We start from the raw sequence: 13,814 nt of genomic DNA, 5'->3' as shown, positions 1-13,814 counted from the left end.
TCAGGCCAATCTCTACATTTCGACCAGCGCGTTTCCCGTACCGTCGCAGCGGCGGCGCATCCCAGTAGATAATCACGGCATGACGGCTTCAGCGGGCGGATTGCCGACAGATGATCGCCTGTTGACAAAGGTCAAGGCGCGCGCCGTGTGCAATGACTATTAAGCCATCAGAGGTGACCGCCGATGGCTATTGAAATTGACGAAACCACCAAGAACGCTCCGCCTAAAGGACCGGCTTCCTCAAACCGAGATACGACGGTGTCGCCGTCGCCTTTTTGGTCGAAGAGCGAGGATGTTCTGCTGCACGATCTCGGCTCGCGGACAAAAGGCCTTTCGGCTCAAGAGGCAATTTCGCGGTTAGAAAGCTACGGTCCGAACACGGTCGTCGCGATGACGCACACGAATGCACTTCATATTCTGGTGCGACAATTTCTGAATCCCCTCGTTCTCATTCTTATCTTTGCCGCGACGGTATCTTCGCTGGTCGGGGAGATGCATGATGCCATCATCATAAGCCTCATTGTCCTCGCGAGTTGCTTGCTTGGCTTTTCTCAGGAATACGGGGCAACCAAGGCGCTAGAGGCGCTGAAGAAAAGTATTTCATTATCGGCGACGGTCGTAAGGGGCGGGATGGAAACCCTTGTCCCGGCAAGCACCGTCGTCCCAGGGGATATCGTCAAGCTTGCTGCCGGCAGTCTTGTGCCGGCCGATGGCATGATCCTTTCGTCACGTGACTTGAACATCAGTGAGGCCGCTCTGACGGGCGAGACCTTCCCGGTTGGCAAGGTGGTGGGTGTCTGTCCTCCCGACGCCCCGATCGCCGCCAGGACCAATTGCGTCTTTACCGGCACATCCGTTCGCAGCGGCACGGCAACTGTTATCGCTGTAGATACGGGCGCGCGCACCGAGTATGCGGCCATCGCCGGCGCAATCGCGGGACAGATCCCCGAAACGGATTTCTCGCGAGGCATACGGCGCTTCGGTTATCTGATGACACGGATCATGTTGATGATCGTCATTACGGTCTTTGTTGCCAACTTGCTCCTGCATCGGCCGTTGATCGACTCGTTGCTATTTTCTCTGGCGCTGGCGGTCGGGCTCACTCCAGAGCTTTTGCCGGCGATTATCAGTATGACGCTCGCCCGCGGCGCGCACGCCATGGCCGCTGGCGGCGTCATAATTCGCCGGCTCGACGCGATTGAAAATCTCGGCAGCATGAATCTTCTATGTACCGACAAGACCGGCACGCTGACGGAAGGCACTATAAAACTCGACGATTGCGTTGATCCAGGCGGCATGCACTCGCAACGCGTCCGCTTGCTCGCCGTTTTGAATGCTTCGTTGCAGGCCGGCCTCAAAAACCCGCTCGACGATGCCATACTGACATCCGGCGAGACTGACGCGGATCTGAAAGCCTTCGTGAAGAAAGACGAGATTCCATACGATTTCATGCGCAAGCGGTTGTCGGTCATCGTTGGTGAGGTCGGTCAAGGTACGATGATGGTCTGCAAGGGCGCGGTCGCCAACATTCTTTCCAGCTGTACCACTGTCAGGACGGGCAATGCTATCGAGCCCCTTGATGACCGGTGGCATGCGGACATCGACGCGCGTTATCGCAAATGGGGCGAGGACGGCATTCGGGTAATCGCAATCGCCACCAGGCGTTTCGCGCAAGACAAGGGATCTTATGACACGGACGACGAGCGCGAGCTGTGCCTCGAAGGCTTTCTATTGTTTCTTGATCCGCCGAAGGCAGGTATCAAGAACGCACTGGCGGGGTTGAGACATCGCGGCATCGGCATCAAGATCATATCCGGCGACAACCGCTACATCGTCAAACATCTGGCCGACACGATCGGGCTGAAAACGAAACAAATTTTGACCGGCGCGGAGCTGGCGTCGATGAGCAGTGATGCCCTGTTTGCCCGTGCGCCAAAGACAGATCTGTTTGTCGAGATTGATCCCAATCAGAAAGAGCTCATTATCAAAGCGCTGCGGCGTTCCGGCCATGTCGTCGGCTATATGGGTGACGGCATCAATGACGCTCCAGCCCTTCATGAGGCCGATGTCGGCATTTCTGTCGAGGGTGCGGTCGATGTCGCCCGGGAGGCTGCGGATCTCGTCCTGTTGCAGCAGGACCTCAATGTGCTGATTCGCGGAGTGGACGACGGTCGGCGAACCTTCGCCAACACCATGAAATACATATCGATCGCAATCAGCGCGAACTTCGGCAATATGATCAGCATGGCGATCGCCTCTCTGTTCCTCCCCTTCCTACCGCTGCTCGCCAAGCAAATTCTGCTTAACAACCTCCTTGCCGACATTCCAGCCATGGCCATTGCCACGGATCGGGTTGATCGACAGCAAGTGCAGCACCCAAGGCGCTGGGACATCCGCAGCATCCAGCGCTTTATGATCTTCTTCGGTCCGATCAGTTCGCTGTTCGATTTCGCGACATTCGGATTTCTGCTTTTCGTCGTGCATGTATCAACGAACCAGTTCCGCACGGCTTGGTTTGTGGAGTCGCTCATTACACAGCTTGCGACCATGCTGGTCGTTCGTACGACCATGACGGCATGGAAAGACAAGCCGGGCCGTTTGCTCCTATGCTCGACCGTAGTCATTATACTCATTGCGCTTGTCCTTCCTTACATTCCAATGGCTGCGATCATATTCGATTTCACGCCGCTCCCGGCGCCGTTGATGGCAGGTCTGATCGCAATCTCCGCGATTTACGCGGCTGCGCTCGAGCTGGTGAAACGCTTTTATTTTCGTCCGCGATGACTGCGCCGGAAATATTGGCAAGGGCAGCTTAATCGGGTTAACTTGCCTCGGGCACCAATACCGCTGCGCCGACGAGACGCCCGGCGCGCAGGTCGGCGAGCGCCTCATTGGCCCTCGCGAGCGGATAGACCTTGGTGTGGGTTCGCACGCCGGCCATCTGGGCAATCGGGAAAAACTCAGCTGCGTCCGCACGTGTCAAATTGGCCACTGAGACAAGCTCGCGTTCCCCCCATAGAACGGCATAAGGCATCGCCGGTATGTCGCTCATGTGAATTCCGCCGCACACAACCAATCCGCCCTTGCGAACCGCCTTGAGCGCAATCGGCACGAGATCGCCTGCCGGTGCAAAGATGATGGCTGCGTCGAGCGGAATTGGAGCGGCCTCTTCTGACGAACCGGCCCATACCGCGCCAAGCTCCAGCGCAAACTCCTGCGCTGCACGGTCGCCTCCGCGCGTGAACGCATAAACGTCGCGCCCTTGCCAGATGCAGAGCTGGGTCAGGATGTGCGCGGCGGCTCCGAAGCCGAAAAGACCGATGCGCTTGCCGTCACCGGCCTTCTTGAGCGAACGCCAGCCAATCAATCCGGCACACAAAAGAGGCGCGAGGGATATTGGATCGGCGTCCGCATCGAGATCGAATGCAAAGGCTGCGTCGGCCACAACATGCGTCGCGAAACCGCCGTCACGCGTGTAGCCGGTGAATTGCGGCCTGTCACATAGGTTTTCAGCCTTCATTTGACAGAAAGAACATGTTCCGCATGCATGACCGAGCCAGGGGACGCCGAGGCGGCGACCGAGTTTGGCGATTTCGATCCCGGGGCCTACGGCATCGACAATACCCACGATCTCATGACCCGGCACGAGCGGAAGCTTTGGATTGTCGAGATCACCGTCCACGACGTGAAGATCAGTTCGACAGACGGCACAGGCCTCGACCTTGATCCTCAGCTCGCCTGGGCCGGGCTCTGGATCATCACGTTCGACAAATATGAGCGGTTTCCCGATTTGTTGAAGAACCATCGCTTTCATGGCTGAAACCCATCCAAATTGGGGCTCGTTTCGAAGCTAAATGTCGGAAGAAAAAGCCGGGAAACGGCACGTCCATCTGCGTTTCAAGCAACCTTTTCCGCCAACTGAACGACTTTCGGCGAGCGGTGTTATTTACCACCCTTCTCCTTCCATACAAATGGTGGTTCGGCCTTGACCCGAATCAACGCGCACACAGCAAAAACGTGAAAACGTCCAAGGGCGTGGCGACTTGTGTGACACGTCAGGAGGGCATCGGTGCAAAAGCTATTGCTGATCATATTGATCGTCATGATCGCCACGATCATCGGCATTTTATGGGTGAAGCCGATTACCGGCACCGGGCGACAGACGCCAATTGAGAAGTCGGCAACGCGATGACCATCCTGAAAACATTTCGCCATCCGAAGGCTGCTCTATCGCGCCCGGTCCCAAAGGAAATAATGCTTCCTCGAACGCTATATGGTTTCGTTTTTCGGGCATCGGGATGGCATCAACTGGCCACCGCGATCCTATCCATCGTGCTCTTTACAGCGGGAACCATTCCGCTGGAGGTACAGCGACGGGTCGTGAATGCGGCAACGCAGAACGGCTCCTATCGAACGATCGCCTTTTTGGTGTTGATATACGTCCTTTTGGCCGTGACCGAGGGAGCCGTGAAACTCGTACTGAAGATCTACAGCAGTTGGATCGGAGAAGCGGCCGTCCGATGGCTGCGTTTGCAAGTATTCGAGGCATCGCGAACATCGGAGACAGGCGACTCCATGATGACCAGCGAAGGTGTCCAGCTCTCGATCATCCTGGCCGAAGCCGAACCCGTCGGTGGCTTCGTCGGCACGAGTATCTCGGAGCCTCTGTTGCAGATCGGCATATTGACGGCTGTTTGTGGCTATCTGGTCTATCTGCAGCCACTCATCACGATCGTCGTCGTCACGATCTTCCTTCCGCAAAGTGGTTTCGTCCCGATCATGCAGGCAGCGATCAACCGTCGCGTCGGAAAAAAGATCAGCATCATGCGCAATGTTAGCGAGGACATCGTCCAAATGGGCCACGCAATCGACACAGACGGCCATCAGGCATCGCGTATCGGAGATGTCTTCCGGATCAACATGAGCATCTACAAAATCAAGTTCACGATGAATTTCATGATGAATCTGATGACACAGATGGGTTACGCGGGCATCTTCGCGCTGGGCGGTTATTTCGTGGTTACCGGGAAGACCGAAATCGGAACAGTCGTCGCCTTCGTGTCTGGTCTCTCGAAAATAAATGACCCTTGGGGCGATCTCGTCAACTGGTACCGCGATCTGCGCGTGACACAGGTTAAGTACGGCCTCATATACAATTCTGCTCAGATTGGCACCGCGTCAGCGGGTGAATTGACGGGCCCTTCCCCATTGCCTGGAGACTCATTCCCGAGATGTGAAGATGTGTAAACCTCCGCTGACGATCACGGCCACCGGCGTCGGGATATTGCGGAAAGCGGAAAACTCATGTTTCGATTTGTCACATCGAATAGCAATCGTGCTGCCAACGGCATTCGCGCCGGTGCTGATCCCGGCAAAGCCGGAGCTGGTCTTCAATCGACGCCTCGCTCTGGCTGTCGGACGAACAGCGGGCATAAAGGGCTGCTCGGGTCATGGTCTGGCTTCTCCTCTTATTCGGCAATGTTCTGTGACTGCCGACATTGGCGCCGGGTCGTAGCGGCTGGCGCTGCCTGCCAGGCGCATGCTCTGCCTTTACTACTTCAGAAGCCTACGCCGGGCCGTTTTGTTCCGGCCCAATCGCTGCAAGCCAAAAAGGCTTTCAGCGCATCTGTTCAGGCCCGATGTATTGCATCAAATGGTGTCTTCTTTCAGCGGCGGCACATCCGGCGCTTTGTCCAGCAAGCCTGTCAGCGCACCGCGCTTCGTCGTGCCTGCACGCGCGTTCAGGAACTCGCTGGCCGTCTCCACCGCCCCAATCTTCTGCGCAACCGCAGAGATGATCCACTGATTGAGCGACACGCCGTCTTCTTGTGCCAGACGCGCCGCCGTCTCCTTGAGCGACTGCGGCAGTAGCAGCGGGTATTTGTAACGTTGGATCTGCGTCATGTGTTCAGCCTCCTGACGATCTCTCCCGGTGTTATCACGGTCACGCCCAATCCGAGCGCCGGACGGAAATCCTTGACGTTATGCGTCACGATAGCCTCGGCCTGTCCGTTCAAGGCAGCTTCCAGCACCATTTCATCGGCGACATCGGAGAGCATCGGCCGCGTCCGAAACGAAATATCGACGCCCTCAGCAATGGCGGCAAGCACGCTCATCACCAAGGCGACATCCTCAAGGCCGTGGCCGGTTGCCTTCCGGGTTTCCTCCCGGCTCAGCACCGCCTCATATTCCAGAAACAAAGCTGTCGAACAAAGCGGCGTCACCATGCCCTTGTCAGCGAAACGCAAAAGGAGGTTGCTCGCGCCATTGCGGCTGCGGAACGCCGCCCCGATCACATTGGTGTCCAGAACCAACCTCATGGGAGATAATTTATAGACATCCCAGAAGATGTCAATGATTTGGATGATGGCTCCCGTCATCCATCATCATCCGACGCGCTCCCGTTCCGATTGTCGTTGGCGGCCCACAACGTCTCGAAGTCTTCCCGCGCCATCTGTCGGCCGATCAATCGGGCAATGGACAGCACAACCGCATCGAGCTTTTCGGAAGCATCGGCCTTGCCTGCTCCCTCCTCTTCAACGGGCGAGCGGTCGTCATTCGCCGGTCTGTCTCTGTCTGAGTGGTTTCCGTCATCGGCCATCACGGCGCTCTTCCTCCTGCCGCCATGCGACGGGGTTTGCGATCCAGCGATTGATCTCGGATTCATGCCATCCCGCACCGTTGACGCTGATCCTGAGCTGGGCAGGGAAGGTGCCCTCGGCGATCTTGCGGTAGATGGTAGAGCGGGAAACACCCGTGCGGGAAAGCACGGTATCCAGGCGGATGATACGGCCTGCGGGCATGGCAGCGCTGCCTCCTGCTGGTTGTTCCTGGCTGACCCTGATCCAGTCAAAACACCAAAATATCGTTTTGCAAGAGGTGTTTAGCCGTCGTCGTACTGCGGCGTACAAAGGGCGGAAAAAAGGAAAAACCTGGAGTCCGATTTCCGGCCCTGCCCAAGATCGTTACAGCGACGGAAGGCAAATCCAAGGCCGGGTCTGCTGCCCGACTCAAATGCCATGCCGAGCGCAATTTTGCGATTGGCAGGGATAGTTCCCGGTTATCGATCGCAGTCAAGGCTGGCGGGGTGCGCGCCGCCACGGCAGCGGCATCGCCTTGAGGAGCTATCTTAAATCGTGGTCTCCCAGCGCGTTCTCGTTTCCCACCTTTGCTGCTTTCCTCCGATATGTCTGCCCGAAGGGCGTGCCAATGCACTTTCGGAGCCTGAGAAACGCACACCACTCGACGTTCACTCCGCCGAGGAAGTCTTCCTCAAACGAACCCCAACGCCGCCGTCGCCGTTCTCCGGAATGAACTCTACCCCCGCTGCTTCAAGAGAGAGTTTTAATGCTTGCGCAATCGATCGCGACGGCAGTTTGTCTCCTTGTTCCAGTTGAACAATAGTTCGCAAACTGACCTGTGAAATGTCAGCGAGACCTTGCTGCGTCAGATTGAGCAGCCCGCGCGCGGCTCGAACCTGAGATGGAAAGTTCTTCATTCAACTCCGATATCAATGTTTGCACAAAAAGCGCAGATATACATATTATGTGAAGTCGACCGAACAAGTGCTCGCAACACTTGCCCGGCCTGACCACAATCAAGCTGTACGGAGCTCAGATCATGGCTGATTCTGACAATAACACGACTTTGCCTTGCGTCACGCGCAGGATGTTGCTGACAGGCACGATCGCAGCCACGGCGACGTGGCCGTTTGACTATGGCGCGGGCGCCGCCGAGGCGCTGGCCGGCAATGCCGTCTCCGATCCCGCGCTGGACCTTTGGCAGCAATGGCTGGCGGCACACACTGAAACGCAGCGGCTTTGGAAAATACAGCTTAACCTTGAAAGCAGGATGGTCGCCGCCGTCGGATTTCCGCAGGTGGAAATCACACTGCCCGGAAAAAAGGAGCCGGTTCGTGCTTTCAGTCTGGAAGACACAGACCGAATATGCGGCGATGCACCCGGGCATCAGGCTGTGAAGGCACAAGCAATAGCCGCCTTCCGGGAACGGCAGGAAGCCTGGGATCGCCTCGATAACGCTTTGGGATATAGTCGTGCCGAGAAAGCCGAAATCCGATCTGACCGCATGGAAATGAAATTGGCCGACGCCCTGATGGCCACGCCGGCCACGACGCTTGCTGGTGTGGCGGGCAAGCTTGATGTGATCTTGTGCGGAGGCGAACATTTCGACAAAGGCCCGGACTTCCCCTCGCTGCAAGTGCGTGCGGCGCTGGCCGATCTAGTGCGTATCGGGCAGGTCCTGCAGCCCGGTCAATTCATGCCCGGAAGCGACAGGCTCCTCGGAGCCAATTGCGGCGCATCATGAACAGCCTGCTCGGGGAAATAAGACGGCAAAGCCCTCCACGGCACACTTGCACCGGAGGCTGCCGTGTCTGTGACGCTTGCTGAACGCCTCAGCCATCTTCCCGAGAACAAGCGCCGTGAACTGGAACGGGTCGCACGAATCCTTTTCGATGAATTCGAGGATGCGCAAAAGGGCAAACTGTCGGACAAGCGGCCAATGACCTTGACGTGAAGATGATAGATCGCCATCGCGACCAGATCATCAGCACGGAAAAGCGCCACGTCGGAACGACGTATAAGCGCGCCCTCCCTCGAAAAAATCTAGGGCGGGACCAACCCGTGCCAGACCGTCCCGGCAACATAGAAGCACTTTCGCGCATGCTCAACTATCATGGCCGCATCGATCAATTTCGACCGGAAGGACAAAGACGATGCGGAAACCACGAGATTTCGACGCGGAGCTGAAGGCACTTGAGGACAAGACTAAAGAATTAAAGAGCCGCAAGGTGCAGCAACTCGGCGAACTGGTGATCGCCACCGGGGCCGATGCGCTAACCGTCGAGGAACTGGCTGGTGCGCTGATCGTGCTGGCGGAAACCGGAGAAGCCGCGAAACGGGAGGCGTGGGCCACGCGCGGCGCGGGGTGGTTTCGGAGCAAATCGCGGCGAACTGCTGCAGCAAACAACGACGATAATGGCGGCGCTCAATCGCAACAGGGTGGCACGCAACCGCCATCAGGCGACAAAGGCGCGACATGATATGCGAAGCTGGCAGGTCGAGCGCCGCAAGCGTACAAGGCATCTGATCGAACTCGGTGGCCTCGTGGTCAAATCCGGCGTCGTTGACCTAACAAACGACGACCGCGCCATGATCTACGGCGCGCTACTCTGGATGGCTGATAAGCTCAACAGCGAGGGCGGCGATCGGGCGCGGGAAGTATGGGCCAGAAGGGGGAAAGAGGCGTTCGCGGCGGAACGCCCGGCAAGCGTGCAAGGCAGAACTCAACCGCTGTAGGATCGAGCGTTGCCGAAAGCGGCCGGTACGGGTACCCCACAAATTGCGGCGATTAACGCCATGGAGGCAATGCCGTGCAAATGCTTGCCTCTTGACGAATTCTGATCGAACAAGCAAAGCGACTATCATCGGATCTACAGGGTCATCAATAGCTTGCTGATCAACGAAAACGCCGATCCCGCCACGGCTTCCATGCATTTCACACGTTTCGGGGCCTTCATTCTCGAACGTCACTTCAAGGTCAAGGCAAAGGCAGGGGCGTCCACCCCATCAGAGCCTTCTGTCGAGCGCCTCGACTTCCGCTGTCCGCGTTTTGGAATCCTTAGGCCGTTACCACTTCCTGATCGCGTGGCAATGTGAGACCGAATACGGCTAGTCCAGCGAGCGTCAAGCCAAACCCCGCCCAGCCGGCCGCCAGGAATCCAAAGCCAGCCGAAACGGCAAAACCTGCCGCGGCCGCGCCGATAGCGTTCGAAACATTGAAAGCTGCCAGGCTCATCGCTCCCATCAAAGTGGGCGCATCGGGCGCAAAGGTCGTCATTCTCACTTGAATAGTAGGTATGGCGACAAACATCGTCGTTCCGACGCCGAAGAGGCAGAACATCATGACAACCAAGTTCGATCCAAATGTAGCCAGTACTACAAGTACGATCAACGCTACCCCGAACCCAACTATAAGGCCCCGAGCTGGGAAGTTATCGGCCAATTTACCCCCTATGTAATTGCCGACTGTCATTCCCACGCCGAAGATCGCGAGAGCCAAAGGGACCCATGCGCTGTCGATCTTGGCAACATCCGTAACGAACGGTCCCACAAAGGTGTAAATCGCAAAGATACTGGATACCCCAAGCGCCGCCACCAACATCATGGCCCAAACGGAGAAGCGGCGCAGTGCGCCCAGCTCTTGCATGATCGGGCCTCCGTCCAGCTCTTTCGTTGCAGGAACCCACGCCCAAAGTGCTGCGAGAGCCACGCCACTCGCAGTCGCGACAGTGAGGTATGTATTCCGCCAGCCAATAGTCTGACCCAGAAACGTCGCCAGCGGCGAACCAACGATAGTGGCCACGGTTAGCCCCATCATGACTAATGCGAAGGCCTTTCCCCCACGCCCCGGTCCCATAATATAGGACGCAACGACCGCGCCGGCACCAAAATATGCGCCCTGCGGAAGGCCGCTTATGAAACGCGCGACGGCAAACATCGCAAGATTTGCCGAAAGCCCCGATAGCACGTTGCCGACTACGAATAATGCCATCAAAAGCAATAGCAGCGTTCGCCGATTGAGGCGGGCCGCCGCCAGAGTCACTATGGGAGCACCGATGACGACCCCGAGTGCATATGCGGTGATAGCGTTTGTTGCCTGTGGGATAGTGATCTGCAGCGATCGGGAAAACAGTTGAAGGATTCCCATACTTGCGAATTCGGATGTTCCAATACAGAAGCTACCAAGCGCAAGGGCGAAAAGAGTGAAGCCACACATTTGCCTCTGCTTAGGATCGCTGCAATGAGTACCTATCGCGGCGATCTGACCATCGTAGGATTTGTTCAACATCGGCTTCAAGCTCCCTTGGTTCCACGCGCACCCGCGGCGCGTTTCGTCGTCAGAAGTCATTCACTAAAGGTCCGATCAGAATGTTAGGCCACCTCGGGCGCAAATTGCTGCGAAGAGTTGTTAAGCTTCGAGAATAGTATTTCTCCGGCCAGCGCTGGAGCTTGGAAAACTCGCGCATCACGCGGCGCAGCACTTCCTTTCGAAGCAGCTGACCGTCGGTGTCGGTGGTTGGTGGGGCTAGGGATCGGATCTGTAAGCATTGGCCAGCTCAATTCTCGCCCCTTGAGCTCCGGACAAATCCGACGGCGATTGAAGATCCCAAGCTACGAAATTGGCTAGCGATACAGGATCAGATGGCAATGCGTCCCAAACGGTTCGCCGCAAACGTCAGCGTCAGGAACCATTTCGAACTAGGTGCAGTTCTTTCGGACCTTGTGCTGAAATTCGTGCGATGGCCTTGGAAATCGCCTCTCCCCCAGTTGCAGCGCTTTTTGCTGCAGGAGATCTCTGCCGGCATAGAGCGGATTTACAAGAAGATCATCTATCCGAATTAAACGTAAGTATACCTCGGCCTATCCGAGTGTTTCCTCTACGCAGTCTGCGTTCTCGGCTAAGATATGACGGTTCCACTCGAAAGGAATATGGCCATGTCCGAGAGACGGGTTCTCGTTGCGGATGCCGAAATTGAGGCGAGCTCACGACTTATCCAGGCGCTTAAGGCTAAAAGTTATGACGTGTCGTTAGCAAAGAGTGTCGGCGACGTTCTCCGAAATCTAGAATCGACGCCGTTCGATTTTGCGATTTCAGAGCTCAAGTTCACGGATGGTGACGGTATAGACGTCATCGCAGCTATGAAGGCGGAGAGTCCAATGTGCCGGCTTGTGCTCAGCAGCCGGTTTTGCGATATCGCGACCGCCGTACGCGCGGTAAAGGCGGGAGCCAGCGACGTTGTCCCGAAGCCTGTGCCGGACGATATCCTTATCGCTCTTCTACTCGACGAACCTCTCCAAGCTCAATCGACATACCTTCCGGACGCGAAAATGATAACGCAGGAATGCGTGAAAAATGCTCTGAACTTTTATGGCGAGAACGTTTCAAAGACAGCGCGTGCTCTTGGAATGCACCGAAAGACACTTCAGCGAATGGTGAATAGAGCACCGTGGCTTCTATCCCGCGCCTTAAAAGACGGTCGATCGGTCGGTAGGAACATCATGCTCATGCCGCTGCCCTCATCGTCGCCGGCGTCTGCACCCAGCGGTCGGCAGATATCCGCTTTGCGCTCGCTGACGAAAGCGCTTGACGAACCGGTCATTTGATTGACGTCGAGCGGGTCCGGGAAGACCTACATTTAAGCCGGACCGACGGTGGAAGTAATCCGATCCACCTGAGTTCTTGCTGCGAGCGGCACCGATATTACCCTTAACGACTTGGTGCCCACCACGCGAATGATGGGCACCTATTCAGACTGTTGCACCGGAAGCAGTTTTAGCGAGTCGCGATCATCAAATTTCCTTTATCGACTGCGACTAGCGCAGTCGATATGCACGGCTCGTCAGGCTAGCTTCTTCAAGGCGGCAAGTAGCTCTTTCGCCAGTGGTCCTGCCGAGGCCGGATTTTGTCCGGTGATGAGGCGACCATCGACAACCACATGGGCTTCCCAGTTCGCAGCAGACGAGTAAGTGGCACCCTCGGCCCTTAACGCGTCCTCAAGTTCGTATGGCACGTCGGCGCGCGCATAATCGAACTCCTCTTTCTTGGAGAAGGATGTGATCTTCTTGCCCTGGACAAACGGTTTGCCATCGCCCAAGTCAACGCCGAGCAAAGAGCATGGACCGTGGCAAACGGCCGTAACGAACTTATCGGTTGTCCAAGCGCGCGTGATTGCTCGCTGGACGTCCGCGTTGCGCTGAACGTCTACCATTGGACCCAGACCGCCCGGAATCAGGATCGCGTCGTAGTCGGCGGCATCCACTTCCGATAGTTTGCGACTTCGGTTCAACCTGCGGAAGGCTTTGCTCTCGAAGAACTCCTTCTGCGCGGGATCCTTCTCGTCATATGCGTCGTAGGGGGTCCACCCACCTGCGGGCGATGCGAACTCCACGGCGATGCCTGCTTTGTCCAGAACGTCGAAGGGATGGGCAACTTCAGCAAAGAAGAAGCCCGTTTTACGATTGTGCGGACCGATCACGGCCGCGTTCGTAACGATGAAAAGGACATGCTTTGTCATAGGTGTCTCCTGGTTTCATCAGCATGCATTAGAGTTACGTTGCAATGGCGGCGATCACTTCGACGCCGCACTCGACGGAGACAGGATGATGTCCTCCGCGATCTTCCAGTCAGGAAGGTTGCACTTTTGACGTAGCAACAATGGATGAGCATGCGGAAAAGGACGAGTTAATCGTCGTGAAATCGCGTAAAACCATCCCGGTTCGCAGCTGCCCGGCCGCCTACACCATCGTATAAATTTCGGTCACACAATCCCGCTGTTACCCTGCGACATCGAGTTTTCGACCAAGCGTTACTCACGTCGCAACAACGCGGATGATTGAGACACTCTTTTGGAGCGGCAATGCAGAAAGACAGTAATAGATGCCCGAACGCGCCCGTTCGGCGATTGATGCTTACGGGAAAGCGTAAGTCTTACGCGGACCCTCAATTCTTCGCAAAGCGATCGCGTACAGATTTGTTAAACTGGAAGGAGGCCAGGCTGGTATCCGCCGGACGGCTCATGTTTCCGATGATATTCAATGAACTCGATGATCACTACTATGCGGTAGAATGGGGACATTGCTTCAATCTTATTAAAGAGCGAGCTGGATGGAGTGCTCCCCGTTTCACCGGACATGTCGGCTAGTTTGATTTAGCCCTGATGAACTGCCGTGGGGAAGCCATCTTGAGCGCGGAATGGGGATGGATTTCGTTGTAGTCCTCGATCCATCCGTCAA

The 13,814-nt window shown here is 56.6% G+C and carries 18 protein-coding genes and 1 pseudogene; 9 read left to right on the top strand and 10 right to left on the bottom strand.

The features are described from left to right. Nucleotides 1-183 precede the first annotated feature (183 nt). The gene (gene mgtA, locus JJQ51_RS24395) at nucleotides 184-2,784 is read left to right on the top strand and encodes a magnesium-translocating P-type ATPase (protein WP_269245409.1); all 2,601 of its coding nucleotides are present in this window, start codon (nucleotides 184-186) and stop codon (nucleotides 2,782-2,784) included. A gap of 37 nt (nucleotides 2,785-2,821) precedes the next feature. Here mgtA and JJQ51_RS24390 read toward each other — a convergent pair whose 3' ends face one another. After that, the gene (locus tag JJQ51_RS24390) at nucleotides 2,822-3,814 is read right to left on the bottom strand and encodes a zinc-dependent alcohol dehydrogenase family protein (protein WP_269245408.1); all 993 of its coding nucleotides are present in this window, start codon (nucleotides 3,812-3,814) and stop codon (nucleotides 2,822-2,824) included. A gap of 255 nt (nucleotides 3,815-4,069) precedes the next feature. Between JJQ51_RS24390 and JJQ51_RS24385 the strand changes: the two genes are divergently transcribed. Then, nucleotides 4,070-4,192: a hypothetical protein gene (locus tag JJQ51_RS24385; protein WP_267903952.1), complete on the top strand. Its 123-nt coding sequence runs from the start codon at nucleotides 4,070-4,072 to the stop codon at nucleotides 4,190-4,192. Continuing rightward, the gene (locus JJQ51_RS24380) at nucleotides 4,189-5,247 is read left to right on the top strand and encodes an ABC transporter transmembrane domain-containing protein (protein ID WP_442967345.1); all 1,059 of its coding nucleotides are present in this window, start codon (nucleotides 4,189-4,191) and stop codon (nucleotides 5,245-5,247) included. Before JJQ51_RS24385 ends, JJQ51_RS24380 begins: the two co-directional genes overlap by 4 nt. Here the strand turns inward: JJQ51_RS24380 and JJQ51_RS24375 are convergent. The 6 genes from JJQ51_RS24375 to JJQ51_RS24350 all read right to left on the bottom strand — a co-directional run bounded on the left by JJQ51_RS24375 (nucleotide 5,221) and on the right by JJQ51_RS24350 (nucleotide 7,498). Continuing rightward, nucleotides 5,221-5,394: a hypothetical protein gene (locus JJQ51_RS24375; protein WP_269245483.1), complete on the bottom strand. Its 174-nt coding sequence runs from the start codon at nucleotides 5,392-5,394 to the stop codon at nucleotides 5,221-5,223. The genes JJQ51_RS24380 and JJQ51_RS24375 overlap by 27 nt on opposite strands. 255 nt (nucleotides 5,395-5,649) lie before the next feature. Further along, the gene (locus tag JJQ51_RS24370; protein WP_269245407.1) at nucleotides 5,650-5,904 is read right to left on the bottom strand and encodes a toxin-antitoxin system HicB family antitoxin; all 255 of its coding nucleotides are present in this window, start codon (nucleotides 5,902-5,904) and stop codon (nucleotides 5,650-5,652) included. Continuing rightward, nucleotides 5,901-6,320, bottom strand: a complete 420-nt coding sequence (locus JJQ51_RS24365; RefSeq protein WP_269245406.1) for a putative toxin-antitoxin system toxin component, PIN family — start codon at nucleotides 6,318-6,320, stop codon at nucleotides 5,901-5,903. The genes JJQ51_RS24370 and JJQ51_RS24365 overlap by 4 nt, the downstream gene beginning before the upstream one ends. Before the next feature lie 56 nt (nucleotides 6,321-6,376). Next, complete coding sequence (locus tag JJQ51_RS24360; protein ID WP_269245405.1) at nucleotides 6,377-6,601, bottom strand: hypothetical protein; 225 nt, start codon at nucleotides 6,599-6,601, stop codon at nucleotides 6,377-6,379. Then, nucleotides 6,591-6,803, bottom strand: coding sequence for a helix-turn-helix transcriptional regulator (locus JJQ51_RS24355; protein WP_269245404.1), 213 nt, complete (start codon nucleotides 6,801-6,803; stop codon nucleotides 6,591-6,593). Before JJQ51_RS24355 ends, JJQ51_RS24360 begins: the two co-directional genes overlap by 11 nt. 446 nt (nucleotides 6,804-7,249) lie before the next feature. Continuing rightward, entirely contained in the window at nucleotides 7,250-7,498 is a 249-nt protein-coding gene (locus JJQ51_RS24350; protein WP_269245403.1) for a helix-turn-helix transcriptional regulator, read from the bottom strand. A 122-nt stretch (nucleotides 7,499-7,620) separates the two neighbouring features. On the opposite strand from JJQ51_RS24350, the gene JJQ51_RS24345 reads away from it, so the two are divergent. The 5 genes and pseudogenes from JJQ51_RS24345 to JJQ51_RS24325 all read left to right on the top strand — a co-directional run. Continuing rightward, on the top strand, nucleotides 7,621-8,325 hold the full coding sequence (locus JJQ51_RS24345) for a hypothetical protein (RefSeq protein WP_269245402.1): 705 nt from the start codon (nucleotides 7,621-7,623) through the stop codon (nucleotides 8,323-8,325). Between the two features lie 63 nt (nucleotides 8,326-8,388). Continuing rightward, complete coding sequence (locus tag JJQ51_RS24340) at nucleotides 8,389-8,535, top strand: hypothetical protein (RefSeq protein WP_269245401.1); 147 nt, start codon at nucleotides 8,389-8,391, stop codon at nucleotides 8,533-8,535. 199 nt (nucleotides 8,536-8,734) lie between these two features. Continuing rightward, nucleotides 8,735-9,061: a conjugal transfer protein TraD gene (locus JJQ51_RS24335; protein ID WP_269245400.1), complete on the top strand. Its 327-nt coding sequence runs from the start codon at nucleotides 8,735-8,737 to the stop codon at nucleotides 9,059-9,061. A 1-nt stretch (nucleotide 9,062) separates the two neighbouring features. Beyond that, nucleotides 9,063-9,317 carry a conjugal transfer protein TraD gene (locus tag JJQ51_RS24330; protein ID WP_269245399.1) on the top strand — a complete coding sequence of 85 codons (255 nt, stop codon included), beginning with the start codon at nucleotides 9,063-9,065 and terminating at the stop codon, nucleotides 9,315-9,317. Between the two features lie 111 nt (nucleotides 9,318-9,428). After that, nucleotides 9,429-9,566, top strand: a pseudogene (locus JJQ51_RS24325) (DUF2026 family protein); the annotation flags it as partial. A gap of 73 nt (nucleotides 9,567-9,639) precedes the next feature. Here JJQ51_RS24325 and JJQ51_RS24320 read toward each other — a convergent pair. After that, the gene (locus tag JJQ51_RS24320; RefSeq protein ID WP_269245398.1) at nucleotides 9,640-10,869 is read right to left on the bottom strand and encodes an MFS transporter; all 1,230 of its coding nucleotides are present in this window, start codon (nucleotides 10,867-10,869) and stop codon (nucleotides 9,640-9,642) included. Nucleotides 10,870-11,516: 647 nt separating this feature from the next. Here JJQ51_RS24320 and JJQ51_RS24315 point away from each other — a divergent pair. Continuing rightward, the gene (locus JJQ51_RS24315) at nucleotides 11,517-12,185 is read left to right on the top strand and encodes a response regulator transcription factor (protein ID WP_269245397.1); all 669 of its coding nucleotides are present in this window, start codon (nucleotides 11,517-11,519) and stop codon (nucleotides 12,183-12,185) included. 236 nt (nucleotides 12,186-12,421) lie between these two features. Here the strand turns inward: JJQ51_RS24315 and JJQ51_RS24310 are convergent, their stop codons facing one another. Both JJQ51_RS24310 and JJQ51_RS24305 read right to left on the bottom strand, forming a co-directional pair. Further along, a complete protein-coding gene (locus tag JJQ51_RS24310) occupies nucleotides 12,422-13,096 on the bottom strand; it encodes a type 1 glutamine amidotransferase domain-containing protein (RefSeq protein WP_269245396.1) in 675 nt (224 codons plus the stop codon). A gap of 623 nt (nucleotides 13,097-13,719) precedes the next feature. Further along, on the bottom strand, nucleotides 13,720-13,814 hold a 95-nt coding region (locus tag JJQ51_RS24305), incomplete at its 5' end, for an integrase core domain-containing protein (RefSeq protein ID WP_143556301.1).

Origin of the sequence: Rhizobium sp. AG207R (genome assembly GCF_027109195.1) — a bacterium.
GTDB classification, from domain to species: domain Bacteria; phylum Pseudomonadota; class Alphaproteobacteria; order Rhizobiales; family Rhizobiaceae; genus Rhizobium; species Rhizobium dioscoreae.
The sequence above is the reverse complement of the archived record's forward strand: the minus strand, read 5'-3'. Positions and strand labels throughout refer to the sequence as shown.